This window comes from Streptomyces sp. NPDC027189 (assembly GCF_055566975.1).
Map to the genome: position 1 here is coordinate 50,332 of NZ_JBVHRI010000009.1, position 25,251 is coordinate 75,582.

Consider the following 25,251-nt stretch of genomic DNA (forward strand, 5'->3'; position numbering starts at 1 on the left):
ACTGGTCCGAATTGGGGATACGGAGCCTTAATGGATCACTCGCCGGCCACAGCGTTGACGACGGTGCCGTTTGCGCTGGTCAGCGTGAGGGTGCGGTGATCCAACTTGTATCCGACCGTGCCGTCGAAGAGGCCGAGCAGGGTCTTCTCGGTGTCCATGAGTGAGCCGTCGCACATCATGCGGGTGGTCTTGGCAGCGCCGAGGGTGATGTGTCCGTCGCGGACGGTGGCCTTTGCGGACACGTGGTTGCAGCCGAGGCTGCCGCTGACAGTGCCCTGCTTCTTGTCGAGGACGAGGTATGCCTTGGCTCCGGCGGGAAGGGAGTGGGCCACGTCGGCGTCGCCGAGAGCCGTGACGTTCCACTTGGTGCCGTAAAGGGGGGCATCCTGCTCCTTGGTGAGGTTGACGCGGTCGCCGTCGTCCGTGGTGAGCGTCAACTCGTCGCCCTTGATCTTGCTGGTGAACGTGCCGCTCGCGAAGGTGCGGCTCAGGCTCTCCTCGAAGGCCATCGGGGCCTTCGGGCAGCCCATGTCGGTCATCTGGATCTCCCCGAGGTCGACACGGTCGCCCTTGAGGGTGGCGGTCGAGCCGAAGCTGTTGCAGCCGGCGTTGCCGCTGACCCGGCCGTCCTCGCCGATCCGCAGATACGCGCTCTCGGGTGCCTGCCTGGTCCTGCCGTCCACCGTGAGGCCCTCGACGGTCCAGTGGACTCCGGTGACGGGTGACGAACCCGCCCCCACGGAGCTGCTGCCGCCGCCCGGCTGGGTGCCACAGGCCACCGCGAGCGGAAGCAGGGTCAGTGCGGTGAGCGTCAGTCGCTGCTTGTCCATGCCGATGTGACGGGAGGGGTGGGGTGGTCGGTTCCCGGGTTTTCTCGCCCCGTCCGCCCCTACCCGTCCCGTACCGGCCTTTCGGCTGCGGGTGCGTGGGGGTTGTTCGCGCAGTTCCCCGCGCCCCTTTGAGGGGCGCGGGGAACTGCGCAGTCTTTTGGCGAGGGTCTGGGGGCGGCCCCCAGGGACGATGGGGGTCCCCCCGCTCGAGCGAAGCCGAGAGTGGGGGAGGGTAGGGGCGAAGGGGGCGAAAAAAGCCTTACGCGGGCGCCGGCGGCACGGCCCAGCCCATCAACCCATCAACCCATCAGCGGGAGGAGCCCCCCGAGGTCCGCGCGCTCCCCGCTCGCCCTGACCTTGGCATCCTCCAGCGCCGCCCGCCAGGCCGTACGCCCCGTAGCAAGCCGGATCCACGTCAGCGGATCGGTCTCCACGACGTTCGGCGGAGTCCCGCGGGTATGCCGCGGCCCTTCCACACACTGCACGACGGCATACGGCGGAATCCGCACCTCCGTCGACGCCCCGGGCGCCTTCACGGCAAGCGCGTCGGCGAGCAGCCGAGTGCAGGCGGCGAGCGCCTGCCGGTCGAAGGGGATCTCGGTGCCCGCGGCGCGGTTCAGGTCGTCGGTGTGGACGACGAGCTCCACGGTGCGGGTGACGAGGTAGTCGGCGAGGGTCATCGCACCGGTGCGCGCCGCGAGCAGCCGGTCGTCCGGAGCCGTCGGCAGACGCTCGACGATCCGCTGCTCGGTGCGGTCGTAGAGCGCGTCGAGGTCGGGGTTCTGTGCGGCGAGCGCGCGGCTGCCGTCGGCGATGTCCCCGGCCCGCGAGGCGGTCGCGAACGGCCAGTCGAGCAGGCCGAGTTCGGCCTTCACCGGCTCGTCCCGGTCGAGGTTCCGGCTCACGGTCTCGACGGCCGTCGTGATGTGCGCGGCCAACTCCCGCACACTCCAGTCCCCGAGGTGCGTGGGCCGCGCCAACTGCTCCTCGGTGAGAGCGCGAACGCCGTCTCGTACGTTCCCGAACTGCGCGAACACCGCCGCGCGGATCTTGGCGGAGTCGTACGTACGGGCGCGTCTCTTGGCCGGGGGCATGGTCATCACCCTAGGGCTTGACGGCGTATCCGCTCAGACCCTTTTCGATCAGGTCGAAGGCGTGCCGGGCGCGTTCGGCGGCGTCGGCGGCGACGGCGTCCGGGTTCTCGCCTGCCTCGATGCGGTTGTGGTGCTCCTCGATGAGGGCGTTGCGGGCGGCGCTCAGTGTGGCGGCGACGACCGTGGCGAGCATCGCGTCGCCGGTCTCCTCGGCGAGGACGCCGGCCAGGTCTCGCGTGCCCTTCTGGGCGGCGAGGAAGGCGCGTTCCATCAGGGCCGGGGTCTCCATGACGAGTCGGCGCACCTGGCGGGCGAAGGGCTCGCTGTGCAGGCCGACCGAGGGATCGCGGGCCTCGACCATCTCCAGGAACTGACGGCGTACGGCGTCCACCGCGGATTCGCCCGGCTTCCGCTCGCGCACGGCGCGGGCCACGTCGCCGAAGTGCTCCTCCACGGGGCGAAAGACCAGGTCTTCCTTGGTGCCGAAGTAGTTGAAGACCGTCATCTTCGACACCTCGGCCGCTTCGGCGACCTCGTGCACCGAGACGTTGTCGAAGCCGCGCTCGACGAAGAGGGCGATCGCCGTCCGGTAGATCCGCATCGCCGTCTGCAGCTTCTTGCGCTCGCGCAGCCCCATCGCCTCAGCCATGGCACCACTGTACCAAGGCGCGATGTACCCGGATTAAATTTAAGCTCGGATAAAACATTGACTCGGTCCATATTTCTCGGGCAGGGTGACGCCCATGACCGAGACCCAGCGCAAAGCCGGCTTCCTCATCTGTCTCGTCACGATCGTGCTGGCCGTCCTGGACCTGCAGATCGTGTCGGCGGCGACCGTCCCGATCGTCCGGGACCTCGATCCGGACCACGGCGTCGACAAGATCCCCTGGCTGGTCAGCGCGTTCGCGCTGGCGTCGGCCGCGATGCTGCCGCTGTACGGCAAGCTCTGCGACACCCTCGGCGCCAAGCGCGTCTTCACCGGCGCGATCGCCACGTTCCTGCTCGGCTCCGCGTTGTGCGGCGCCGCCCAGTCGATGGACCAGCTCATCGCGGCCCGTGCGGTGCAGGGCCTGGGCGGCGGCGGACTGATGAGCGTGACGATGGTGGTGATCGCCCACCTCAAAGGCCCGGACGAGGAGGGCGCCGGCAAGGGCGGCACCGCCGGCGGACTCGTCGCGGGGGCCGGAATGGCGATCGGCCCGTGGATCGGCGGTCTGCTCGCCGACCACGCGAGCTGGCGCTGGATCTTCTACGTCAACCTGCCCATCGGCCTCGCGGTCCTGGCCGCCTCCGCCTTCGTCCTCAAGCTCCCCGACCACCCGGTGCGCCGCCCGCTCGACTACCTGGGCGCCGCTCTCGGCGCCGCGTTCTCCAGCGCCCTGCTCCTGGTCACGGACTGGGGCGGCCACCGGTACGCCTGGTCGTCCCCGGTCGTCGTCGCACTGATCGTCACGGCCGCCGCGGCCCTCGCCCTGTTCCTGTGGCGGCAGAACCGCGCGGCCGAACCGATCCTCCCGCTCTCGCTGTTCCGGGTCCGCGAACTCCGCCTCGGCTTCGTGATCCAGGCCATCGTGGGCGCCGCCATGATGTGCGCCATCTACTACGTACTCGTCTATCTGCAGATCGCCCGCGGTGTCGCCAGCTCCTCGGCCGGCCTCTACCTGATCTTCATGGCGATCGGGATGTCGACGGCGGGTCTGCTCTCCGGCAGGCTCACCGCCCGCGGCTGGTCGGCGCGGACCTTCACCCTCAGCGGCACGGCCACCACCGCCCTCGCCTTCGCCGTCCTCGCCATCACGACCGGTCCCGCCAGCTCCCTGTGGCTGGTCCGCGCCGCGCTCCTGCTGATGGGCCTCGGACTGGGGCAGCTCATGGGCCAGCTGATCCTGCTCGTGCAGTTCGCCGCCCCGCGCCACCAACTCGGCGTCGCCACCACCGGCATCCGGTTCTTCCAGACCCTCGGCGGCGCGCTCGGCGCCTCCGTCTTCGGTACGGTCCTGGCCCGGCTGTACGCCGCCGACGGACCCGGCGGCGACGTCAGCGCCCTCGCCCGGCTGACCGGAACCGCCCACGCCGAGGGTGTGCGCGCCTTCGTCTCCGCGACGGACGTGGTGTTCTGGAGCGGCGCCGCGCTGATGACGCTCGCCGCCATCCTGGCGGTGCGGCTGCCCAGGCCCGGGCGGCCGGAGGACACCGAGCAGCCCGTGCGGCAGCCGGAGCCCGTCCCGGCCTGACCATCGGATCCCGGTGTGACAGCCAGGCGCCGGTCCAACGGCCGGGTCCGGGCCCGACGCACACATGATGAAGGCCCCGCCCGTTCACCGGGCGGGGCCTTCATCGTCGTGCGACTGCCGAGTACTACGCGAGCAGCGCCGGGATCGTGCCCTCGTGCGCCGTCCGGAGCTCGTCCAGCGAGAGGGCGAACTCGCCCTGGACGTCGACCGTGTCACCGTCCACGACACCGATGCGGGTGACGGGCAGACCCCGCGCACCGCACATGTCGTTGAAGCGGAGCTCCTCCGAACGCGGGACGGCGACGACCGCGCGGCCCGCCGACTCCGAGAAGAGGAAGGTGAAGGCGTCGAGGCCGTCGGGGACGATCAGCCGCGCGCCCGTGCCGCCGAGCAGCGCCGACTCGACCACGGCCTGGATCAGACCGCCGTCGGACAGGTCGTGCGCGGAGTCGATCATGCCGTCGCGCGAGGCCGAGATGAGAATCTCCGCGAGCAGCCGCTCGCGCTCCAGGTCGACCTGCGGCGGCAGGCCGCCGAGGTGGTCGTGGACGACCTGCGACCAGGCCGAACCGCCGAACTCCTCGCGGGTGTCGCCGAGGAGGTAGAGCAGCTGCCCTTCCTCCTGGAAGGCGACGGGCGTGCGACGGGCGACGTCGTCGATGACGCCCAGCACGGCCACGACCGGGGTCGGGTGGATGGCGACCTCGCCCGTCTGGTTGTAGAGCGAGACGTTGCCGCCGGTCACCGGGGTGCCCAGCTGCTGGCAGGCGTCGGCGAGACCGCGGATGGCCTCGGCGAACTGCCACATGACGGCCGGGTCCTCGGGCGAGCCGAAGTTCAGGCAGTCGGAGACGGCGAGCGGCTTGGCACCGGTCGTCGCCACGTTGCGGTACGCCTCGGCGAGCGCGAGCTGCGCACCCGCGTACGGGTCGAGCTTGGCGTAGCGGCCATTGCCGTCCGTGGCGATGGCGACGCCGAGTCCGGTCTCCTCGTCGATGCGGATCATGCCCGAGTCCTCGGGCTGGGCCAGCACCGTGTTGCCCTGCACGAAGTGGTCGTACTGGGAGGTGATCCAGGACTTCGAGGCCTGATTGGGAGACGAGACCAGCTTGAGGACCTGGTCCCTCAGTTCCTTGCTGTCGGCCGGTCGCGGGAGCTTGTTGGCGTCGTCCGCCTGAAGGGCGTCCTGCCACTGCGGACGGGCGTACGGACGCTCGTAGACCGGGCCTTCGTGCGCTACCGTGCGCGGGTCGACGTCGACGATCTTGCCGCCGTGCCAGAAGATCTCGAGGCGGTCGCCGTCGGTCACCTCACCGATGACGGTGGCGATGACGTCCCACTTCGCGCAGATCTCCAGGAACCGGTCGACCTTCTTCGGCTCGACGACCGCGCACATGCGCTCCTGCGACTCGCTCATGAGGATTTCCTCGGGCGAGAGCGTGGAGTCGCGCAGCGGTACGTCGTCCAGGGTGACGCGCATGCCGCCGGAGCCGTTGGAGGCGAGCTCGGAGGTGGCACAGGACAGACCGGCCGCGCCGAGGTCCTGGATGCCGACGACCAGCTTCTCCTTGAAGGCCTCCAGGGTGCACTCGATGAGGAGCTTCTCCTGGAAGGGGTCGCCGACCTGGACGGCGGGACGCTTGGACGGCTTCGCGTCGTCGAAGGTCTCCGAGGCCAGGATCGACGCGCCGCCGATGCCGTCTCCACCGGTCCGGGCGCCGTACAGGATGATCTGGTTGCCCGCGCCGGACGCCTTCGCGAGGTGGATGTCCTCGTGCCGCATGACGCCGATGGCACCGGCATTGACGAGCGGGTTGCCCTGGTAGCAGGCGTCGAAGACGACCTCGCCGCCGATGTTGGGCAGGCCCAGGCAGTTGCCGTAGCCGCCGATGCCGGCGACGACGCCGGGCAGGACGCGCTTGGTGTCCGGGTGGTCCGCCGCACCGAACCGCAGCGGGTCGACGACGGCGACCGGGCGCGCGCCCATCGCGATGATGTCGCGCACGATGCCGCCGACGCCGGTGGCCGCGCCCTGGTAGGGCTCGACGTACGACGGGTGGTTGTGCGACTCGACCTTGAAGGTGACGGCGTAGCCCTGGCCGACGTCGACGACACCGGCGTTCTCACCGATGCCGACGAGGAGGGCGTCGGACTGCGGGGCCTTCTCGCCGAACTGGCGCAGGTGCACCTTCGAGGACTTGTAACTGCAGTGCTCGGACCACATGACGGAGTACATCGCGAGCTCGGCACCGGTGGGCCGGCGGCCGAGGATCTCCACGACCCGCTCGTACTCGTCCTTCTTCAGACCGAGTTCGGCCCAGGGCAGCTCGACGTCGGGGGTCGCGGCCGCGTGCTCGACCGTGTCCAGAGGCGTGCGGCTCATGCGTTGACCAGCTTCTTGAGGATCGAGGTGAAGAAGGGGAGGCCGTCGGTGCGGCCGGTCCCGACGAGGGGCTCGACGGCGTGCTCGGGGTGCGGCATGAGACCGACCACGTTCCCGGCCTCGTTGGTGATGCCCGCGATGTCCCGGAGGGAGCCGTTGGGGTTGAAGTCGAGGTAGCGGAAGGCGACCCGGCCCTCCGCCTCCAGCATGTCGAGGGTGTGCTCGTCGGCGACGTACCGCCCGTCCATGTTCTTCAGCGGGATGTGGATCTCCTGGCCCGACTCGTAGTCGGTCGTCCAGGACGTCTCCGCGTTCTCCACCCGCAGCTTCTGGTCGCGGCAGATGAAGTGGAGGTGGTTGTTGCCGAGCATCGCGCCGGGGAGGAGGTGCGCCTCGGTGAGGATCTGGAAGCCGTTGCAGATACCTAGGACCGGCATTCCGGACTTCGCCTGCTCGATGACGGTCTCCATCACGGGCGAGAAGCGCGAGATGGCACCGGCACGGAGATAGTCGCCGTACGAGAAACCGCCGGGGAGCACCACCGCGTCGACCTGCTTGAGGTCCTTGTCCTTGTGCCAGAGAGCGACGGGTTCGGCACCGGCGAGCCCGATCGCGCGCTGCGTGTCGCGGTCGTCGAGGCTGCCGGGAAAGGTGACGACTCCAATACGAGCGGTCACTTTCCTGCCTCCGCGACTTCCTCGACCTTGACGGTGAAGTCCTCGATCACGGTGTTGGCGAGGAAGGATTCCGCAAGTTCATGGATGCGGGCGAGCGCGGCGTCGTCCACCGGTCCGTCCACTTCCAGTTCGAATCGCTTTCCCTGACGTACGTCGGAGACACCTTCGAAACCGAGGCGCGGCAGTGCACGCTGCACCGCCTGGCCCTGGGGGTCGAGGATCTCCGGCTTGAGCATGACGTCGACTACGACGCGTGCCACTGGCACTCCCGGTGTGTGGTGCTGAGCAGGTCCCTTCAGACTACCTGCACAAAATTTCTACTCGCGTAGATTCGTAGAATCCTACGTGAGCCCGATCACGATCCCGCATCGACGCGGGGGTCTGTACGGAAAATCCTGGGAAAAACCGCAGAAGAGCGGCAGCACCCCATTGCCTTCGGACACGCGGAAGGTTTTAGTCGGGCTTCACAATGCATTGCCGGGCACTGTACAAAGGAATTGGCAATAGCCGATACTTTGCCCAATAACAGCCGGACAGTCGACATCTCCCCGACAACTCCGTGACGTCTGCGCACGTCATGACTTGATCGCAGAGGTGTCGCACGAAGGGACCGATATTCGTGGCGCAGCGTGTCGTGGTCACTCTCTTTGACGACATCGACGGCTCAGAAGCGGCGGAGACGATCGCCTTCGGACTGGACGGCAAGTCGTACGAGATCGACCTCAATCCAGCCAATGCCAAGAAACTGCGTAAGGCGCTCGCGCCCTACGTCGAGGCCGGCCGCAAGCAGTCGAAGTCCGGGAAGGCGTACACGCACACCGCGCTGACCCCCGACCCGGCCGCCGTCCGCGCCTGGGCCCGCTCCAACAAGATGGACGTGCCGCCGCGCGGCCGCATCCCCAAGAAGGTGTACGAAGCGTTCGCCGAGGCGCACTGAGCCCCCGGGTCCTCCGGGGACGCCCGCGAGGACCCCTCATCGGGCCCTGGGAACAACCGACTTGCGCTGACCCCCCGCTGATCAGCTAGAGTCTGGAGCACGCCGAGGGGCAAGGCCGAAAAAGCCGGAGCTCACGGAGTCACGCGGGTGTAGTTCAGTAGCAGAACATCCCCCTTCCAGGGGGAAGGCGCAGTGTGCAATTCCTGTCACCCGCTCTGCATCTCTTACCGACCACTGTTGTGGATCAGGTAGGCTGGTGCTCGCGCCGATCGGTGAGAGCCGGTCGGAGGCAATGCGGACGTAGCTCAGTTGGTAGAGCGCAACCTTGCCAAGGTTGAGGTCGCGAGTTCGAGCCTCGTCGTCCGCTCCAGCATGAAGGCCCCAGTCGGTGACTGGGGCTTTTTGCTGTGCCCTTCTCGATACCTCCTCTGCTGATCTCCGTACGTCTTCCGTCCATCTGCGTACGTCTTCCCCCGATCTCCGTACGCCTCTCGCCCATCTCCGTACGCCTCCCTCCGATCTCGGTACGCCTCCCCCCATCTGACATTTGTCATGCGGAGTGATGACACCGCGCACTGCTGCCGGGTCCCGTCCGGGGGGACGCTGATTTCATGAACACGAACGAGCACGATGGCGTGATTGAGGTCACTGATCTGCGGCGTGTGTACGGGGGAGATTTCGAGGCGGTCCGTGGAGTCACCTTCTCCGTGGGCCGCGGTGAGCTCTTCGCCCTGCTGGGCACGAACGGAGCAGGCAAGACCAGCACGGTCGAGCTCCTTGAGGGCCTCGCGCCCCCGGCCGGCGGACAGGTGCGGGTCCTGGGGCGCGATCCCTACGCGGAGCGGGCGGCCGTGCGGCCCCGGATCGGCGTGATGCTTCAGGAGGGCGGCTTCCCCTCCGAGCTGACCGTCGCGGAGACCGTACGGATGTGGGCGGGCTGCACGAGCGGGGCGCGCCCCACGGCAGAAGCCCTGGACCTGGTCGGCCTCGCGCGACGGTCCGGGGTACGCGTGAAGCAGTTGTCCGGGGGCGAGAAGCGGCGCCTGGACCTGGCGCTCGCGCTGCTCGGCCGCCCCGAGGTCCTCTTCCTCGACGAACCGACGACCGGACTCGACGCCGAAGGACGCCGGAGCACCTGGGAGTTGGTGCGCGAGCTGCGCGACGGGGGTACGACGGTGCTGCTGACCACCCACTACCTGGAAGAGGCGGAAGAGCTGGCGGACCGGCTCGCGATCCTTCACGAAGGGCACATCGCGGCCTCCGGCACCCCCGCCGAGGTGACCGCCTCCCAGCCGTCCCGGATCTCCTTCGAACTGCCCGACGGCTACTTCCTCGGAGACCTGCCACCGCTCGCCGAACTCGGCGTGGTGGACCACGAGACGGCGGGCCGCGTCATCAAGCTGCGCACCGGTGAGCTGCAGCGGACAGCCACCGCTCTGCTGCTGTGGGCCGAGCGGGCGCGGGTCGAGCTGCGGGGGCTCGATGTGCGGTCGGCCTCGCTGGAGGAGGCGTTCCTGCGGATAGCCCGGGAGGCGGCGGCGCACGGCGCGGGGGTACAGAAGAGGGAGACGGCGGCATGAGCGGAACGACAGTCACGACAGGCGTGGGTACGAGTACGAGTAGGGGTACGACCACGACCGCGGGGCGGATGGCCGCCCTGGCACGCGCCGAACTGACCCTGCTTGGGCGCACGAAGGCGACGCTCGCCGCCGCCGTGTTCGTGCCGCTCACCTTGCCGTTCAGCCTTCGCTCGACGGTCGACCAGATGGACCTGAAGGGCACCGGGCTCTCGGTCGGCTCGGTCATCCTGCCGTCCTCCGTCGGCTTCTCACTCCTCGTCGCGGTCTACAGCTCGCTGGTGAGCGTGTACGCGGCGCGCCGTGAGGAACTCGTCCTGAAGCGGCTGCGCACCGGGGAGCTGCGGGACGCCGAGATCCTCGCAGGCGCGGCGCTGCCATCGGTCGCGATCGGCCTGGTGCAGTGCCTGGTCCTGACGGTCGCCTGCGCCGCACTCCTGGACGTCGGGGCGCCCCAAGCTCCCCACTTCGCCATCCTGGGGCTGCTGTTGGGCCTGGCGATGTGGCCCCTGCTCGCCGCGGTCACCGCGAACTTCAGCAAGAGCGTGGAGGGCGCCCAGGTCGCCGCCATGCCCCTGATGCTGCTCTCCCTGCTCGGCTCTGGAACGTTCATCCCCCTTGAGGTGATGCCCGACGGACTGGCCTCGGCCTGCGAACTGCTGCCCCTCACCCCGGTGATCACCCTGATACGCGGCGGCTGGACCGGCGGCCTCTCCGCGCACGACGCCTTCGGTGCCCTCGCGACGGCAGTGGCCTGGATCGTGCTCGCGGTGTTTGCTGTACGGCGGAGGTTCCGCTGGGAGCCGCGGCGGTGACCACGGATGCGGGGGTGGGCATGAGCAGGCCGGGTGGCTGGTGGCGGGGGTGGGCATGAGCAAGCCGGGTGGCTGGTGGCGGGGCAAGAGCACGCCGGCGAAGGTCGAGACGTACACGCGGTGGTCGTTCCACTTCTTCTTCGTGATCGAGGTCGTGTCGATCGGACTGCCTGTTTTCGGGAACGTGTCGCAGACCTTCTCCTGGACGCTGTTCCTGCTGGTGTGCGGACACGCCGTGCTCTGCGCGGTGACCGCCTCGCAGGCGCTGGACTGGGCGCGCGGCACCCGGGAGCAGCCCGGGCGCATGCTGATCGCGCTGGCCGTGGGCACAGCTGTGATCGCCGTCGTGGCGGTCGTCCTCTCGGGCACCGAATGGCGTCCGGCGAGCGATGCCGAGGTCCGCCTGGCCGCCTCGCTGTTCGTCGGCGTCATAGCGTTCGGCACGGGCACACTCGCACTCGGAACGCGCAATGTTCGAAGGATGACGCACGCGGTGGTCGGTGCGGCCGCGGGTGCCGGAGCGGTGTCGTTTCCGCTGGGCTTCCCGGGTCCCTCCGCGCTGATCACAGCCGGTGTCGTCATGTTGGCCGCCGGGTTCCTCACCTTCACCGCGGCCTTCTCGGTCTGGCTACTCAACGCCGTCTACGAACTCGACGAGGCCCGCGAGACCCGCGCCCGCCTCGCCGTCGCCGAGGAACGGCTGCGCTTCGGGCGCGATCTGCACGACGTGATGGGCCGCAATCTGGCGGTGATCGCCCTCAAGAGCGAGCTCGCCGTGCAACTGGCCCGGCGCGGGCGGCCGGAAGCCGTGGACCAGATGACCGAGGTTCAGCGGATAGCGCGGGAGTCGCAGCGGGAGGTGCGCGAGGTCGTACGCGGCTACCGCGAGGCCGACCTCGGCAGCGAACTCGCGGGCGCCCAGAGCGTGTTGACGGCCGCCGGTATCGACTGCGAGGTCACCGGCTCGGCGACCGGGCTGCCCACCCAGGTCCAGTCGGCGCTCGGCTGGGTCGTACGGGAGGCGACGACGAACGTGCTGAGGCACGGGGACGCGGGGAGGTGTGCGGTGTCCTTGCGGGTGGCGGAGGGCCGGGTGACTCTCACCGTCGAGAACGACGGGGCGCCCGGCTCGGGGTCCGACTTCGAGCCGGGGAGGGGGTCCGGGCTCGCGGGGCTGCGGGAGCGGCTCACGGAGGTGGAGGGGGTGCTGCGGGCCGGGCCTGCCGGGGAGGGTCTGTTCCGCTTGACGGCGGAGGTACCGCTGCCGATGCGGGTGCTGCCGGGGGCGGATTCGGGTTCGGGGTCAGGTTCAGGGTCGGATTCGGGGACTGAGGCAGGTTCGGGTTCGGGTTCGGGTTCGGGGACAGGGTCGAATTCGGGTCCTGGCACAGGCGCAGGTTCAGGGTTGGGTTCGGGTTCGGGTTCGGGTTCGGTTTCGGTCGAGGATCCGGTTTCGGTCGAGGATCCGGTTTTGGAAGCGGGGCTGCTTCCGCCGCCCGGTGCGCATCCAGTGAGCGAGGTCACCCCATGACATCCGTACCGTCCGACTCCCCCATCACGTCCGCACCGGACGCCCCTTCCGCCCCACCCGTGCGTCTGCTGCTCGCCGACGACGAGCATCTGATCCGGGGGGCGCTCGCCGCGCTGCTCGCCCTGGAGGACGACCTGGTCGTGGTGGCCGAGGCGGCGACCGGGCCCGAGGCGCTGGCGATGGCGCGGGCGCACGAGCCCGATGTCGCCGTCCTGGATCTGCAGATGCCGGGGGCGGACGGTGTGAGGGTAGCCACATCGCTGCGGGCCGAACTGCCGGACTGTCAGGTACTGATCGTGACGAGTCATGGGCGGCCGGGGCATCTGAAGCGGGCGCTTGCGGCAGGTGTGCGCGGGTTCGTCCCGAAGACGGTGAGCGCACAGCGGCTCGCGGAGATCATTCGTACGGTGCATGCGGGAAACCGTTATGTGGACCCGGAGTTGGCCGCCGACGCGATCTCCGCCGGGGACTCGCCGCTCACGGCGCGCGAGGCCGAGGTGCTCGAATTCGCCGCCGACGGGGCACCCGTCACGGAGATCGCCGAGCGGGCCGCGCTGTCCCAGGGGACCGTACGGAACTATCTGTCGTCGGCCGCGTCCAAACTCGGGGCGGAGAACCGTCACGCGGCGGTGCGTCTCGCGCGTGAGCGAGGTTGGGTATAGTTGCTCTCGCGCCACGGCGCAGTGCGGACGTAGCTCAGTTGGTAGAGCGCAACCTTGCCAAGGTTGAGGTCGCGAGTTCGAGCCTCGTCGTCCGCTCCGAAGAAGAAGCCCCCGGCCTCAGGTCGGGGGCTTTTTCGTGTGTTCGGGGCCCCTTCGTGGGCTTGGGGATCCCGCGTGGGCCTGGGGATCCCACGTGGGCCTGGGGATCCCACGTGGGCTTCGGGCCCGGCTGGTCGCCGGGCCCGGTCGGGGTTACGACCAGCTCGTGCCCGTCAGGCGCTCGTACGCCTCGATGTACTTGGCGCGGGTGGCCTCCACGACGTGCGCGGGCAGCGCGGGCGGCGGCTGCTCGCTCTTGCGGTCCCAGCCGGACTCCGGGGAGGTCAGCCAGTCCCGGACGTACTGCTTGTCGAAGGACGGCTGGGGGTGGCCCGGCTCCCACTGGTCGGCTGGCCAGAAGCGGGAGGAGTCCGGGGTCAGTACCTCGTCGGCGAGGACGAGCGTCTCGCCCTCGTAGCCGAATTCGAACTTGGTGTCCGCGAGGATGATCCCCCGGTCGCGCGCGATGTCGCGGGCGCGGCTGTAGACGGCGAGGGTCGTCTGGCGCACCTGGGCCGCGGTCTCGGCGCCGACCTGGCGGGCGACCTCCTCGTACGACACGTTCTCGTCGTGCTCGCCCACGGCGGCCTTGGTGGCGGGAGTGAAGATCGGCGCGGGGAGTTCCGAGCCGTCGACGAGGCCCTCGGGGAGGGCGAGGCCGCAGACGGTGCGGGACTGGTTGTACTCGACCAGGCCGGAGCCGGTGAGGTAGCCGCGCGCGACGCACTCGACCGGGACCATCCGCAGGGACTTGCAGATGAGGGTGCGGCCGGCCCAGTCGTCGGGGGCGCCCGGTGGGAGTTCGGTGCTCAGGACGTGGTTGGGGACCAGGTCGGCGAGCTTGTCGAACCACCACAGGGAGAGCTGGGTGAGCGTGCGGCCCTTGTCGGGGATCTCGGTGGGGAGCACCCAGTCGAAGGCGGAGATGCGGTCACTGGCGACCATCACGAGGTCGCCCGCCTCGTTCTGGTACAGGTCGCGCACCTTGCCGGTGTGCAGATGCACCAGACCCGGAACCTCCAGGGGCTCGGGCTTTTCAACGAATCCGGACACGGTTCCTCCCCGTGGTTGAAGAAAAGGGGCGCCCGTAGGGCCCGAATAGGGTGGCGGTGGGCGACGGGTGGGCCAATTGGCTCGATTCTCCCGTATGCGGGGAGCGGCTTTGGCCAGGGGGTGTGCGGTGACGTTCGGGACGCCCTTCGTGCGGTGCTCGGTCAGTCGCGTTTGCAGATGCGGTCGAGGAGGTTGGCTGTGGCCCGCTGGACACGGGTGTCGACGTGGCCGGGGCGGTCGAGTGCCGGGGACCAGGCGAACGTTCCGGATGCGAAGACCAGCGCGCCGGACGGCGCTCGGTAGAGGGACGTCTCCTGGTGGCGCATAGTGCCCTCGCTGTCCCGGTACGGGGAATGGGCGAGCAGGATGCGGCCCTGGTGCTCGGGAAGCGGCGTGCGCGGGAAATAGCGGTCGGCCTCTCCCGCGACCATGCCCTCCAGCTCGTCGCCCTCGTGCGCGTCGGTCGCCTCCCACAGCCAGTGGTCGGCGTTGCGGACCACGAGGGGGTGGGGTTCGGGGACGCGTCCCGCGTACTGAATGCCGATGAGTTGCTGCTCGGGGCGGTCGATTTCACGCCACAGAGCGGGTTTCCCGGGGCCCTTGCGTTTGCGGCAGGTCAGCAGGCGGTCGGCGACGCCGGACGGGGACGGGCCCAACTCCACCTGCCAGTACATGGTGTTGGCGGAGAGGAAGACGAGCGATGTGCCGTTCTCGCGGGCGAGTTCCGTGGTGCGGCGCATCTGCGGCGACCAGTACTCGTCGTGGCCCGGGAAGACGAGGCCGCGGTAGCGGGTTGGGTCGACGCGGCCGGCGTGCAGGTCGCGGGCGTCGGCGTAGGCGAGGTCGTAGCCGTAGCGCTCGGCCCAGCGGATGAAGTCGTAGGCGTGACCCACGTGAAGCGGGAGGCCCGCGCCCGCGTACGGCCGGTCGAAGGAGACCGTCGTCGCGGCGTCCGCCTCGCCGAGCAGGCGGCCGTCCTCGTCCCACGCGTGGTACAGGCTGGCGCCGGTGTGGCCGTCCTCCGGGTACAGGTTGTACGCCTGCCACGTGATGTCCGGGAGCAGGAGGAGCAGGTCGGCGGGGTGGTTGTCGCGGATGGTGAACGGGACGTGGGAGCGGTAGCCGTCGGCGGTGGTGAGGACGGCGACGTACGCGCCGATGCTCCAGTAGGTGGGGATCTGGAGGCGCCAGGAGAGCCACCAGTGGTGGCAGGAGACGGTTCGGTCGGCGGTGAGGGGTGGGGGCTGGACGATGCCGGAGAGGCGGGGGCTGGTGGTGATCTTGCTGGCGCCGTCGCCGCCGTAGTGGCCGATCCGGTAGATGTCGACGCTGAATTCCTGGGGCGGGTCGACGGTGATGTGGAAGTCGATGGCCTCGCCGGGGGCGGCCGCGCCGGTGGAGGTGAAGCCCTTGATCTGGCGGTGGACGTCGTCGGCGGAGCGGGGGCCTCCGGCTCGGGGGTGGGGGATGGCTCGCTTGGCCAACGTGGCCCTGGTGCCGCGGTCGTCGCGGTCGTCCCGTACGAGGGTGGTGCTCCCCTGGGTGGGGTCGAGGTGGTCGATGTACCAGGGGACGACATGGCCGGTGTCGTCGAAGTAGTGCTCGTCGCCGCGGAGCCAGGGGACGGGGCCCTGGCCGAAGGGGTCCGTCACGGCGTGCGCGAGTGCGCCCGACTCCCAGCGGCGAATCTGCTCCGACCCCATGCCTGCTCCCCTCCCTCTTGCCCCCGTTGTCCTTGTAAGCCCTTGCCGTGCGCGCGATCGGTCCCAGCACATCACATAACGCACGCACTCCGTCACCGTTCGTCGCGAATTGATGCGAGTGGAACGTGTGACTCCGCCTTTCTGCTGGTGGGTGGGGCGGGTTTGCGCCGGTGGGCGGCTCTGTCATTCCGCCGGTGGGTGGTTCCGACTTTCCGCCGGTGGGTGGGTCGGTGCCGTCAAGGCCGATACGGGGGTCTGGCCGATACGGGGGTCTGGCCGATAAGGGGGTCTGTGGGCGGAGCCCCCGGGTACGGAACGGGTAGGGGCGGAGGGGGCGAAAAACTCCCGGGCGCGCTCAGACCAGGCGGACCGGCTTTTCCGGGCGGACGCCGAGGTGGCGGAGCCAGTCGCGGAGAGGGGCGGGGTCGCCGGTCTCCACGAGGGTGAAGACGCGGGGGCCCAGGTCGGCGGCGCGTTCGCCGTCGACGAGGAGGGAGGGCCCGTCGAGCCAGTCGAGGCCCGGCGCGGCCCCGGCGGTGTCCATCGCGGCGCAGCACACCATCGCGGTGACGTGGTCGGCCAGTAGCTCCCGGCCCGTGCGGGGTGGCTGGAGGGGGAAAAGAGGGAGCATCCCGTCGTCCCAGAGGGCCCGGTCGGGGTCCTGCGGCTCCGTGCCCCCGACGGGGGCGGGCGCCGGCGCCGACGCCTCCTCGCGGGCCAGCTCCGCGCTGAGCCCGGCCGCCAGCGAAGCAGACCGCTCGTTCCCGAGGCCGAGGTCCACGTCGTCCTCGTCCGCGGTCATCCCCATCTCCGCGTACGCGTCCCCGCGCGGAGCGGCGAGGGCAGCCGAGTCCGGGTCCTCCGGCCGGGCGGACAGGTGGTCCATCACCCGCGCCAGCGTCGGTCCGTCCGAGTCACGTGCCGCCGGGTCGGTGGAGTGCCGCACGCCGAGCGCGTCCAGGACCCGGTGGAGGCGGGCCGCGTCGGTGCGCCATTTGCGGTCGACGACCTCCTCCGGGTAGTCCTGCCAGTTGACCGGCGCCCAGTCGGGCCCGGGCTCGGCGGGGCCACCGTGGAAGAGGCGGGCGGCGAGGAGCGAGGCCGCCTCGTCCACCGTGCCGGGCTCTTCGAGCAGGTCGCAGGCGGGGCGCTCGCCGAGGCGGGAGGCGAACCCCTCGGCCAGGCGGTCACGGCGGGACAGCTCGGTGAGGGCCGCGACGACGCCCGCGTCCAGCCGGGACGGCCAGCGGCCCATCCGCCAGGCGGGCAGCGCGACCCGGGTCAGGAGCCGGTCCCAGCCCGCGTACGCCAGACCCACCTGCTCCTGCGCGACGATCCGCAGGCCGTAATCCACAGCCTGTGCACGCTCGGCAGCGGCGGCCGCCACACCGCGTTCCATCTCGGCCGCGTGACCCCGGCAGCTGCGCAGCAGCAGGCGGGTCACCCAGCCGACGCCGCCGAGCACCGTGCGGGAGAGCGGGCCGCGGGCGGGCGCCGACGTCACGGCCACGGCCGCGTCCAGGCCTCGTACAAAGCGACGGGCCGCAGCTATGTCGGGGTGCGCCGACGGGCCCGTACCGGCGACGACCGGGGCGAGGACCGCGCGCAGTTCCCCGACCCGCATCCACCACAGGAAGGGGGAGCCGATGACGAGGACGGGGGCGGAGGGGGCGCGGCGGGGCTGCGTCGACAGTCCCCGTACGCCCCGTGCTCCACGTATGCCTCGTACTCCCTCTATCTCGTCCCTGGCCTCGGGCGGGGGCGGCCCGTGCGCCGGGTGGGTGCGGTCCTCCAGCCAGCTGTCGCAGTCGGGAGTGAGCGCTATCGCCGAGGGGGCCGGCACGTCGAGGCGGTCTGCCAGGTCGCGGACCATGCGGTAGAGGTCGGGGGCCGATTCCTCGGTGATCGGGACCGTGGGGCTCACCGCGGGCCGGGCGCGGGCGACGACGAGCGCTATGCCCGCGGCCGCGAGGAGAACGAGTGCGGCGAGGACCGTCACGATCCAGCGCGTGGTCCCCCAGTGCCCGCCGGTGATGTGGCCCGTGGAGCCTCCGACGAGCAGCACGACGGCGACGGCCGCGGGCAGCAGGGCGACGGCCAGCGCCCTGCTGCGGATGCGCAGCACGGCGAGAGCCCGGGAACGCGCGGCCTGCGCGCCCACCTCCACACCCATACCGGTCACGACCTGACGTCACCCCCTACTGTCCGCCCCGCACCGGCTGTCTCGCAGCCCGCACCGACGGATGCCCTGGCGTTGCTCACTCCCCCACTGTGGCACCCATCACTGACATCGCAATGCCGGTGGGCCAAGTGCCGGAACGCTTTCGCCGCACCCTAGTTGGGGCCTCGGCCCCCGTCAGCCGGATGGGGCATCGGTCACTCGATGGAATGGCTTTGGGGAAAGGTGGATGACGGTCAGCAACGATCAGGCCCCGATTCCGTACAGAAATCCAAGCGGGCAGACGTACAGAGATCCAGGCAGAAGCCCGGGCAGCAAGAGGCCCCGGATTCCGTGCGGAATCCGGGGTCCGGGAGCTTGCCGAGCGGCGAGGGCGCCTCTGCGGGATGAGCGGGTGCGACTGGACTGCGACTGGGGTTACACCCCTGCCGCCGCCTTCGCCGCGATGTCCGTGCGGTGCTGCGAACCGTCGAGACCGATGCGGGCCACCGCCGCGTACGCGCGGGCGCGGGCCTCGGTGAGGTCGGTGCCGGTCGCTGTGACGGAGAGCACACGGCCGCCCGCGCTCACCACCGCGTCGCCATCACGCTTGGTCCCGGCGTGCAGGACGTACGCGTACGGGGCGTCCTGGGCCGCCACCTCGTCGAGCCCGGAGATCGGGTCGCCCGTGCGCGGGGTGTCCGGGTAGTTGTGCGAGGCCACGACCACCGTGACGGCGGCGTCGTCGCTCCAGCGCAGCGGCGCCAGGTCGGCGAGGGTGCCGTTCGCCGAGGCCAGCAGCACGCCCGCGAGCGGGGTCTTCAGCCGGGCGAGGACGACCTGGGTCTCCGGGTCGCCGAAGCGGGCGTTGAACTCGATGACCCGTACGCCACGGCTGGTGATCGCCAGACCCGCGTAGAGAAGACCGGAAAACGGTGTGCCGCGGCGGCGTAGTTCGTCGACGGTCGGCTGGAGGACGGTCTCCACGACCTCCTCGACGAGCTTCGGGTCCGCCCACGGGAGGGGCGAGTACGCGCCCATGCCGCCGGTGTTCGGGCCCTCGTCGCCATCCAGCGCGCGCTTGAAGTCCTGGGCGGGCTTCAGCGGGACGACGGTCTCGCCGTCCGTGATCGCGAAGAGGGAGACCTCGGGGCCGTCGAGGAACTCCTCGATGACCACCCGGTCGCAGGCGTCGGCGTGCGCGCGGGCCTTCTCGAGGTCGTCGGTCACGACGACGCCCTTGCCGGCCGCCAGGCCGTCGTCCTTCACGACGTACGGGGCTCCGAAGGCGTCGAGCGCCTCCTCGACCTCCTCGGGCGTCGTGCAGACGTACGAACGTGCCGTCGGGACCGCAGCACTCGCCATCACGTCCTTGGCGAAGGCCTTGGAGCCCTCCAGCTGCGCGGCCTCCTTCGAGGGGCCGAAGCAGGGGATGCCCGCCTCGCGCACGGCGTCGGCGACCCCCGCGACGAGCGGGGCCTCCGGGCCCACGATCACCAGCTCGGCGCCGAGCTCGGCAGCCAGCGCGGCCACGGCGGCGCCGTCGAGGGCGTCGACCGCGTGCAGCTCGGCCACCTCCGCGATGCCTGCGTTCCCGGGCGCGCAGTGCAGGGCGGTGACGTCGGGGTCGAGGGACAGGGAACGGCACAGGGCGTGTTCGCGGGCGCCGCTACCGATGACAAGGACCTTCACGGGGTCAGCCTAACCGCCGGGGACGGATGCCTTTGTGGGGGCTTCCGAAGCGGGGGGTGCTGGGCGTTGGTGGGATCCTCCGAAAACGGGGTCACTCGTTGGAGAACTCCTCCACCACCGTCGCGCCCAGCTCGCGGACGATCAGGTCGTGGCCCGAGAGGGCGGACTCGTCGAGGTCGGGGTCGTCGTCCTCGGGGATGTCGTCCTCGGGGGCTACCGGAGGCGGTTCGGGGGCCGGAGGAGGGGTCGGTGCCGGGGCGGCCGCGGCCGGAGCGTGGCTCGCGGACGGGCCGCCCTGGGGAGCCGCGGGGCGCGGCGCCGGGGCCGGCGGCTGCTGGGGCGCTGGGCGCGGGGCGGCCGGGGCCGCGCCGTAACCACCGCCGCCGTAACCACCGCCGCCGCCGAACCCGGAGCCTGCAGGAGCCGGCGGCGCGGTGCCGCCCGGGCCGCCCGAACCGCCCGAGGCGTCGACGATCGCCTCGATCTTCCACTGGACGTTGAACTGCTCGGACAGCGCCTGCCGCAGGACCTCCTCGCTGCCGCTGCTCGCGAAGTTGTCCCGCGCGCCCGCGTTGACGAAGCCGATCTGCAGGGTCGTACCGTCGAAGCCGGTCACCTGCGCGTTCTGGCTGAGCAGGATCCAGGTGAAGCGGCGACGGTTCTTCACCGCCTCCAAGATGTTCGGCCAGAGCATGCGGGGGTCGGGGCCGCCGGGGGCCGGAGCCGCGGCAGGGGCGGGTGCGGCCGCGGCAGGAGCGGCAGCGTGCGTGGGCGCCTGAGCGGGAGCCGATGGTGCCGGAGGCTGCCCCGCACCTGCGGGGGCCGCCGTCGGCCAGCCTCCGGGACGTCGGCCGCTGCCCGCGGCCGTGGCGGTGGGCCAGGCACCGGGCGCGGCCCCCGCCGGAGAGCCGGCTGGGGGCGAAGCGGCCGGAGCCTGCGGCTGCTCGGCCACGGGAGGGGCCACCGGGGCAGCAGGGGGCGCACCGGCCGCAGGAGCCGCAGGCACGGCCGGCTCGGGAGCCGCTCCCGCTTCCTGCGGGACCCCGATGCCCGAACCGCCTCCCCCAGGTCCAGCCCCCCGCACCGCCGCGCGAGCCGCCGCGGGCCCGTTCCCCGGAGGAACCGCCTGGCCTGTGGGCATGGGCGCCGCACCATGCACCTCGGGCCCGGGCACGTACCCCATGACAGGGCCGCCCCCGCCACCGGAGAAGTTCACGCCGCGTTCGATACGGTCCAGCCGGGCCATGACGGACCGCTCGTCCCCGTACGCGGCGGGCAACATCACGCGCGCGCAGATGAGTTCGAGCTGGAGCCGCGGCGAGGTGGCGCCGCGCATCTCCGTCAGCCCCTCGTTGACGAGGTCGGCGGCGCGGCTCAGCTCGGCGGCGCCGAAGACCCCGGCCTGGGCCTGCATCCGCTCCACCACGTCGACCGGAGCGTCGATGAGCCCCTTCTCCGCGGCATCGGGCACGGCGGCCAGAATGACGAGATCCCGCAGCCGCTCCAGCAGGTCGGCGACGAACCGCCGGGGATCGTTACCCCCCTCGATGACCCGGTCAACGACCTCGAAGGCCGCGGCGCCGTCACCGGAGGCAAAGGCCTCGACGACGGAATCGAGCAGCGACCCGTCCGTGTACCCGAGCAGCGAGGTCGCCATGGCATACGTCACACCCGCCTCGCCCGCCCCCGCGAGCAGCTGATCCATGACGGACATGGAGTCACGCACGGACCCCGCACCAGCCCGAACGACCAGCGGAAGCACCCCCTCCTCGACCGGAATGCCCTCACGCCCACAGACCTCGCCCAGGTACTCCCGAAGAGTCCCCGGCGGCACGAGCCGGAACGGATAGTGATGCGTACGCGACCGAATCGTCCCGATGACCTTCTCGGGCTCGGTGGTGGCGAAGATGAACTTGAGGTGCTCCGGCGGCTCCTCGACGACCTTCAGCAGCGCGTTGAAGCCGGCCGACGTGACCATGTGGGCCTCGTCGATGATGTAGATCTTGTAGCGACTGCTCGCCGGCCCGAAGAAGGCCTTTTCCCGCAGGTCACGGGCATCGTCGACACCACCGTGCGAGGCGGCGTCGATCTCGATGACGTCGATGGACCCCGGACCGTTCCGTGCGAGATCGCGGCACGACTGGCACTCCCCGCAAGGCGTCGGTGTAGGCCCCTGCTCGCAGTTCAGACACCGCGCGAGAATCCGCGCGCTGGTCGTCTTCCCGCACCCGCGCGGACCGCTGAACAGGTACGCGTGATTGACCCGGTTGTTCCGCAGCGCCTGCTGCAACGGGTCGGTGACATGCTCCTGCCCGATGACCTCGGCGAACGACTCCGGGCGATAGCGGCGGTACAGCGCGAGAGACGACACGCATACGAGGTTATAGGCGCCCACTGACAACAAGGACCGCCCGACAACGCGCCCCCGGCGTCCCCGGCGTCCCGGGGATCGCTTCCCCGGCGCCCCGAGCGTCCCGGGGATCGCTTCCCCGGCGTCCCCGGCGTCCCCGGAGGACCGCTTCCCCGACATCTCTCGTAAACGCAAGCGCCCCCCACGCACCCGCCAGAGCCAACCTACCCTTGCTGCCTTCCGGCCCTGGGGGAGTTCAGTCAGATAGCGCCACGTGAGGGGCTCTGCACAGAGTACAGGAACTGAGCGGGGGGAACGAGTTCGCGAGCACTCCTCAACGTCTTGTATTGTTTGCGGCGGAGGATTCGCCTAGAGGCCTAGGGCGCACGCTTGGAAAGCGTGTTGGGGGCAACCCCTCACGAGTTCGAATCTCGTATCCTCCGCCAGTGCCTCACCGGGCACGATGTCGAAGGGCCCCACCGTTCGCGGTGGGGCCCTTCGACGTTGTCCGTCTCACATTCCGTCTCAGTTGGTTTCTTAGTCGGCCTTGGGCGGCTCCCAGAGTGCGTCGCCGATCTGCTGCGCGACCTTCCGGAGCATCGGACCCGTGATGTGCATGTATCGAGCGCGCATCCGTGCCGCTCCCCCGGGCTCGCAGCCCATGATCTCGTCGACTACGACGTCCGGGACGCCGAGCAGAAGAAGCACGGTCGCCGCCGTGTGACGGGCGTCATGGAGCCGACCTTCTCGTACGCCCCGCGGCTACTGGTGCGAGTGCTGGACCGAGGACGTCACCACGACGCAACCGCCCGTGCTGTTGGCATCCTTCGACGCCTACTCGGCACCACAGGCCGGCCGATGGATCGCAGTCACACTCAGCACCATCACGCCCGGGCTCGACTCCGGCGCGTCAGGCGAAGCATGGGCCTGGCTGTACGAGGATCGCATCGAGACGCGACAAGCCCTCTTGCGAGCCAAGCCCTGCGCGGTCTCAGTGACGCACGCCAACACCCGCATCACAAGGACCATCCAACGAGTGCTCTTCTTACCACTCGCCCACCGCCAGGGCGTCGAACTCCCAGCGTGCGCACATGACTTCGAGCCCCAGCAGACCCAGCCGACCGACTGAGTGACAACTTTCTCTGCTGGTTCAAGCACCCGGCTCCGCTCCGCCGGGCGGGCTTCCCGGCTGCGCCGACGCCCGCCCACACATGGATAGGGCCAGGGCCAAGAGTCGAGCACCGGACGCCCGCTCCACGGTGTGTGGGTCGACGGCGGACGGGATGGGAGCTGGGGAGAGTGGTGGGCCGGAGCGGTAGTTCGTGAGGCCGAGCAGTCAGCCGCTGCAGGGCTTCCCTCAAGCGGTTCAAGCGCCTGGTCTCGAAGCCCCGGCAGGCCTAGGCTCAGCTGATGACCTTGGAATGGCAAAATGTGATCGTTCACTCGGCAGATCCGGAGGCCCTGGGGCAGTGGTGGGCCGAGGCTCTTGGCTGGGTTGTGGTCCACACCTCTGATGTGGAGTTCGCGATCCGCCCGGAGCCGGATCGCCGGCCGGGGTTGGAGTTCGTCCGCCTTGATGAGCCCAAGAAGGCCAAGAGCCGACTGCATCTCGACTTCGTGCCTGATGATCAGGACGCCGAGGTGGCTCGCCTTGAGGCACTTGGCGCACAGCGTGTTGATATTGGTCAGGGTGACCAGTCGTGGGTTGTCATGGCAGACCCCGAAGGCAACGAGTTCTGCGTCCTTGGCCAACGACCTCAGTGAGAACCCCTGAGAGCGCGCGTGCCCAGCCTGGCGGGCTTGCAGTTCAGAGGCTGCGTCAAAGGCGCAACGAGCTGACACCAGCGCCTGACACCAACACCAGCGAATAGGGGCGGGTGCCGGCGAACACGGATAGCGCGACCACCTTGTGCCCTGTGCTCCGGAACAGAGACAGCCGGGGCGAAGGATCGACCTGATAAGGATGAGGCCACAGGCTCAAATCCCGTTGGCCCCACCCGCGGAAAGACCCCCGGTCCGGTGGGCCGGGGGTCCTTTGCATGTTCGGCTGACACGGCCGCCGGAGACGGCCGCCGCTGTCAGCGCACCAGGGTGTGAGCCCCGGCCGCCAGGAAAGCGACTCCCGCGATCGCGAATTGGATCCGCATGATGGTAAGGCTCCACCAGGGCGTTCCGTACCGGGTCCGCCGCCTGAACACTGCGTCCGCCCAATCCCACACCCACACGTCCACGCCGCGGTAGCCGCCGGCCACCACGACGAAAGCGCTGCCCGCGATCAGTGCGAGCACCCCACGAAGCACCACGGCGTTGCCTTCCCCTCCCCACGACCAGCCTCGCCATCGCGGCATTTTCGCAGAGGGCGCCGAGGGTGCCCACACCTGATTCGCTCCGTCGACCGCTCCGTACAGTGCGCGGCGAGGGGGCAACGTGGTTGATCAGAACTGGGACGATGACACCGAGTATCACCGGGCTCTGGGGCGGGCGTGGGTCATGGTGGCGGTCGCCTCGTGTTGCTCGTTGGTGGTGGTCGGGTTCGTTGTCCTCGCTGTCTTCGGCGTGGGCGTCTTCGTGGCTCTCGTGAACGCTCTCAGCGGATAGTCGGCTGCGGTACGGCAGCGAAGTACAGCAACGACTGCAACCGCCCCCGGTCGGCGGCGTGCCTGTAGGACCTCAGCGCAACCCGCATGACCGTCAGCGCCCGATCCTCATAGAGCTACGGATCTGAAGGTGGCGCTCACACGTCGTACATGCCTTCCATGACCTCTCCGTACGCGTGCTCTACTCGGCGGGCCCAGGCCCATGTCCGCCGACGCCGCAGCGTCCCTCGTACTCGTCGCGGCGGTGACGGCCGCGTTCGCGATGCCCTTCGCCGCCGGCGCGATCGGCGCGCTGGCGTCGGGGGCCTGGCCCTGGTGGCTGATGCCGCTGGGCCGACGCCTCACCTCGTGGCGCGTACGACGCTGGGCACACCCCGACGAGATCGGGAGGGAAGCCGTTCGCGCACGCGCCGCCGGGCGACAGCTACGCGCCGACCGGCTCGACGCGTGCCGGGCGCGTACCGGGCCGGCCGGGCCCGGCTCCCCCACCTGGTCGGGCGATCGGATCCGCGCCGCCGAGGCGCACGTCCGAGCGGAGACCGGCGTCGACATCGTGAGCGACTGGACCGGGCTGCTCCTCGCCGTTCCGGACACCTCCCGCGCCGCGCCGAGCGGGGCCCGCGACGCCTGCGACGCGGCGTGCGAGGCGCTCGCCTGGAGCATCGCGTTCACACTCCTCGGCGCCTGGTGGTGGCCCGCGGCACCCATCGGGGCCGCGGTCTGGCCGGCCTCCTGGCGGTCGCTGCGCCACGCGGTGGGGGCCCTGTGCGGCACCACCGAAGCGGTCTTCGCCCTGCAGCACACCGGCCACCCCACGCAGCCCTGACACAGCGCACACCCTTGGGCTTCCCCGGCCGCC

At 70.3% G+C, this 25,251-nt stretch carries 20 protein-coding genes, 4 tRNA genes, 1 other RNA gene and 2 pseudogenes; 13 read left to right on the forward strand and 14 right to left on the reverse strand.

The genetic code is table 11. From position 1 onward, the window contains the following. Positions 1-35: 35 nt before the first annotated feature. The 3 genes from ACZ4RZ_RS22730 to ACZ4RZ_RS22740 form a co-directional block, all read right to left on the reverse strand. Positions 36-830 carry an META domain-containing protein gene (locus tag ACZ4RZ_RS22730; RefSeq protein WP_467747031.1) on the reverse strand — a complete coding sequence of 265 codons (795 nt, stop codon included), beginning with the start codon at positions 828-830 and terminating at the stop codon, positions 36-38. 299 nt (positions 831-1,129) lie between these two features. Continuing rightward, the gene (locus ACZ4RZ_RS22735; RefSeq protein WP_467747033.1) at positions 1,130-1,924 is read right to left on the reverse strand and encodes a maleylpyruvate isomerase family mycothiol-dependent enzyme; all 795 of its coding nucleotides are present in this window, start codon (positions 1,922-1,924) and stop codon (positions 1,130-1,132) included. A 10-nt stretch (positions 1,925-1,934) separates the two neighbouring features. Next, positions 1,935-2,573, reverse strand: coding sequence for a TetR/AcrR family transcriptional regulator (locus tag ACZ4RZ_RS22740; protein WP_467747035.1), 639 nt, complete (start codon positions 2,571-2,573; stop codon positions 1,935-1,937). A 94-nt stretch (positions 2,574-2,667) separates the two neighbouring features. Here ACZ4RZ_RS22740 and ACZ4RZ_RS22745 point away from each other — a divergent pair, with 94 nt between their 5' ends. After that, positions 2,668-4,158, forward strand: a complete 1,491-nt coding sequence (locus tag ACZ4RZ_RS22745) for an MFS transporter (RefSeq protein ID WP_467747037.1) — start codon at positions 2,668-2,670, stop codon at positions 4,156-4,158. 124 nt (positions 4,159-4,282) lie between these two features. Here ACZ4RZ_RS22745 and purL read toward each other — a convergent pair whose 3' ends face one another. Genes purL through purS form a run of 3 tightly spaced genes read right to left on the reverse strand, consistent with a single transcriptional unit; the run spans position 4,283 to position 7,478 of the window. Further along, positions 4,283-6,541: a phosphoribosylformylglycinamidine synthase subunit PurL gene (gene purL / locus ACZ4RZ_RS22750; RefSeq protein ID WP_467747038.1), complete on the reverse strand. Its 2,259-nt coding sequence runs from the start codon at positions 6,539-6,541 to the stop codon at positions 4,283-4,285. After that, positions 6,538-7,218 (reverse strand): phosphoribosylformylglycinamidine synthase subunit PurQ, encoded by a 681-nt coding sequence (gene purQ / locus ACZ4RZ_RS22755; RefSeq protein WP_467747040.1) that lies wholly within the window; start codon positions 7,216-7,218, stop codon positions 6,538-6,540. Before purQ ends, purL begins: the two co-directional genes overlap by 4 nt. After that, a complete protein-coding gene (purS, locus tag ACZ4RZ_RS22760) occupies positions 7,215-7,478 on the reverse strand; it encodes a phosphoribosylformylglycinamidine synthase subunit PurS (protein ID WP_005482678.1) in 264 nt (87 codons plus the stop codon). The genes purQ and purS overlap by 4 nt, the downstream gene beginning before the upstream one ends. A 359-nt stretch (positions 7,479-7,837) precedes the next feature. On the opposite strand from purS, the gene ACZ4RZ_RS22765 reads away from it, so the two are divergent. The 8 genes from ACZ4RZ_RS22765 (at position 7,838) to ACZ4RZ_RS22800 (ending at position 12,836) form a co-directional block, all read left to right on the forward strand. After that, positions 7,838-8,155, forward strand: coding sequence for a histone-like nucleoid-structuring protein Lsr2 (locus tag ACZ4RZ_RS22765; protein WP_467747042.1), 318 nt, complete (start codon positions 7,838-7,840; stop codon positions 8,153-8,155). A 143-nt stretch (positions 8,156-8,298) separates the two neighbouring features. Then, a tRNA-Gly gene (locus ACZ4RZ_RS22770) sits at positions 8,299-8,370 on the forward strand. Positions 8,371-8,449: 79 nt separating this feature from the next. Next, positions 8,450-8,525 (forward strand) — tRNA-Gly (locus tag ACZ4RZ_RS22775). A gap of 241 nt (positions 8,526-8,766) precedes the next feature. Beyond that, a complete protein-coding gene (locus ACZ4RZ_RS22780; protein WP_467747044.1) occupies positions 8,767-9,735 on the forward strand; it encodes an ABC transporter ATP-binding protein in 969 nt (322 codons plus the stop codon). Beyond that, positions 9,732-10,547: an ABC transporter permease gene (locus ACZ4RZ_RS22785; RefSeq protein WP_467747046.1), complete on the forward strand. Its 816-nt coding sequence runs from the start codon at positions 9,732-9,734 to the stop codon at positions 10,545-10,547. Before ACZ4RZ_RS22780 ends, ACZ4RZ_RS22785 begins: the two co-directional genes overlap by 4 nt. A 55-nt stretch (positions 10,548-10,602) precedes the next feature. Then, positions 10,603-12,078 carry a sensor histidine kinase gene (locus tag ACZ4RZ_RS22790; protein ID WP_467747047.1) on the forward strand — a complete coding sequence of 492 codons (1,476 nt, stop codon included), beginning with the start codon at positions 10,603-10,605 and terminating at the stop codon, positions 12,076-12,078. Beyond that, positions 12,075-12,740 carry a response regulator gene (locus ACZ4RZ_RS22795; RefSeq protein WP_467747049.1) on the forward strand — a complete coding sequence of 222 codons (666 nt, stop codon included), beginning with the start codon at positions 12,075-12,077 and terminating at the stop codon, positions 12,738-12,740. Before ACZ4RZ_RS22790 ends, ACZ4RZ_RS22795 begins: the two co-directional genes overlap by 4 nt. 23 nt (positions 12,741-12,763) lie before the next feature. Continuing rightward, positions 12,764-12,836 (forward strand) — tRNA-Gly (locus ACZ4RZ_RS22800). 156 nt (positions 12,837-12,992) lie between these two features. Here the strand turns inward: ACZ4RZ_RS22800 and ACZ4RZ_RS22805 are convergent. The 6 genes from ACZ4RZ_RS22805 to ffs form a co-directional block, all read right to left on the reverse strand. Beyond that, a complete protein-coding gene (locus ACZ4RZ_RS22805; RefSeq protein ID WP_467747051.1) occupies positions 12,993-13,892 on the reverse strand; it encodes a phosphoribosylaminoimidazolesuccinocarboxamide synthase in 900 nt (299 codons plus the stop codon). A 161-nt stretch (positions 13,893-14,053) separates the two neighbouring features. Beyond that, positions 14,054-15,595, reverse strand: coding sequence for a N,N-dimethylformamidase beta subunit family domain-containing protein (locus ACZ4RZ_RS22810; protein ID WP_467747052.1), 1,542 nt, complete (start codon positions 15,593-15,595; stop codon positions 14,054-14,056). Positions 15,596-15,950: 355 nt separating this feature from the next. Further along, on the reverse strand, positions 15,951-17,768 hold the full coding sequence (locus tag ACZ4RZ_RS22815; RefSeq protein ID WP_467747393.1) for a hypothetical protein: 1,818 nt from the start codon (positions 17,766-17,768) through the stop codon (positions 15,951-15,953). Positions 17,769-18,191: 423 nt separating this feature from the next. After that, positions 18,192-19,445, reverse strand: coding sequence for a phosphoribosylamine--glycine ligase (gene purD, locus ACZ4RZ_RS22820; RefSeq protein ID WP_467747054.1), 1,254 nt, complete (start codon positions 19,443-19,445; stop codon positions 18,192-18,194). A gap of 91 nt (positions 19,446-19,536) precedes the next feature. Next, the gene (locus ACZ4RZ_RS22825) at positions 19,537-21,816 is read right to left on the reverse strand and encodes a DNA polymerase III subunit gamma and tau (protein ID WP_467747056.1); all 2,280 of its coding nucleotides are present in this window, start codon (positions 21,814-21,816) and stop codon (positions 19,537-19,539) included. 167 nt (positions 21,817-21,983) lie between these two features. Beyond that, positions 21,984-22,082: signal recognition particle sRNA small type (gene ffs / locus ACZ4RZ_RS22830), an RNA gene on the reverse strand. A gap of 71 nt (positions 22,083-22,153) precedes the next feature. On the opposite strand from ffs, the gene ACZ4RZ_RS22835 reads away from it, so the two are divergent. Next, positions 22,154-22,241, forward strand: a tRNA-Ser gene (locus ACZ4RZ_RS22835). Positions 22,242-22,332: 91 nt separating this feature from the next. Here ACZ4RZ_RS22835 and ACZ4RZ_RS22840 read toward each other — a convergent pair. After that, positions 22,333-22,551: pseudogene (locus tag ACZ4RZ_RS22840) on the reverse strand (site-specific integrase); the annotation flags it as partial. A gap of 1 nt (position 22,552) precedes the next feature. Between ACZ4RZ_RS22840 and ACZ4RZ_RS22845 the strand changes: the two are divergent. Both ACZ4RZ_RS22845 and ACZ4RZ_RS22850 read left to right on the forward strand, forming a co-directional pair. Further along, positions 22,553-22,924 (forward strand): annotated as a pseudogene (locus ACZ4RZ_RS22845) (hypothetical protein); the annotation flags it as partial. Between the two features lie 281 nt (positions 22,925-23,205). Continuing rightward, complete coding sequence (locus ACZ4RZ_RS22850) at positions 23,206-23,559, forward strand: VOC family protein (RefSeq protein ID WP_467747058.1); 354 nt, start codon at positions 23,206-23,208, stop codon at positions 23,557-23,559. A 314-nt stretch (positions 23,560-23,873) separates the two neighbouring features. Here the strand turns inward: ACZ4RZ_RS22850 and ACZ4RZ_RS22855 are convergent, their stop codons facing one another. Continuing rightward, positions 23,874-24,083, reverse strand: a complete 210-nt coding sequence (locus ACZ4RZ_RS22855) for a hypothetical protein (protein WP_467747060.1) — start codon at positions 24,081-24,083, stop codon at positions 23,874-23,876. 511 nt (positions 24,084-24,594) lie between these two features. On the opposite strand from ACZ4RZ_RS22855, the gene ACZ4RZ_RS22860 reads away from it, so the two are divergent. Then, a complete protein-coding gene (locus ACZ4RZ_RS22860) occupies positions 24,595-25,218 on the forward strand; it encodes a hypothetical protein (protein ID WP_467747061.1) in 624 nt (207 codons plus the stop codon). Positions 25,219-25,251 lie beyond the last annotated feature (33 nt).

What these genes read in the sequence shown, in the direction of transcription:
- ACZ4RZ_RS22735 (WP_467747033.1), bottom strand. Translation starts at nt 1,924, where the DNA reads ATGCCCCCGGCCAAGAGACGCGCCCGTACGTACGACTCCGCCAAGATC.
- ACZ4RZ_RS22740 (WP_467747035.1), bottom strand. Translation starts at nt 2,573, where the DNA reads ATGGCTGAGGCGATGGGGCTGCGCGAGCGCAAGAAGCTGCAGACGGCG.
- ACZ4RZ_RS22780 (WP_467747044.1), top strand. Translation starts at nt 8,767, where the DNA reads ATGAACACGAACGAGCACGATGGCGTGATTGAGGTCACTGATCTGCGG.
- ACZ4RZ_RS22810 (WP_467747052.1), bottom strand. Translation starts at nt 15,595, where the DNA reads ATGGGGTCGGAGCAGATTCGCCGCTGGGAGTCGGGCGCACTCGCGCAC.
- ACZ4RZ_RS22850 (WP_467747058.1), top strand. Translation starts at nt 23,206, where the DNA reads ATGACCTTGGAATGGCAAAATGTGATCGTTCACTCGGCAGATCCGGAG.
- ACZ4RZ_RS22745 (WP_467747037.1), top strand. Translation starts at nt 2,668, where the DNA reads ATGACCGAGACCCAGCGCAAAGCCGGCTTCCTCATCTGTCTCGTCACG.
- ACZ4RZ_RS22785 (WP_467747046.1), top strand. Translation starts at nt 9,732, where the DNA reads ATGAGCGGAACGACAGTCACGACAGGCGTGGGTACGAGTACGAGTAGG.
- ACZ4RZ_RS22815 (WP_467747393.1), bottom strand. Translation starts at nt 17,768, where the DNA reads ATGGGTGTGGAGGTGGGCGCGCAGGCCGCGCGTTCCCGGGCTCTCGCC.
- ACZ4RZ_RS22795 (WP_467747049.1), top strand. Translation starts at nt 12,075, where the DNA reads ATGACATCCGTACCGTCCGACTCCCCCATCACGTCCGCACCGGACGCC.
- purL (WP_467747038.1), bottom strand. Translation starts at nt 6,541, where the DNA reads ATGAGCCGCACGCCTCTGGACACGGTCGAGCACGCGGCCGCGACCCCC.
- ACZ4RZ_RS22790 (WP_467747047.1), top strand. Translation starts at nt 10,603, where the DNA reads ATGAGCAAGCCGGGTGGCTGGTGGCGGGGCAAGAGCACGCCGGCGAAG.
- ACZ4RZ_RS22860 (WP_467747061.1), top strand. Translation starts at nt 24,595, where the DNA reads ATGTCCGCCGACGCCGCAGCGTCCCTCGTACTCGTCGCGGCGGTGACG.
- ACZ4RZ_RS22730 (WP_467747031.1), bottom strand. Translation starts at nt 830, where the DNA reads ATGGACAAGCAGCGACTGACGCTCACCGCACTGACCCTGCTTCCGCTC.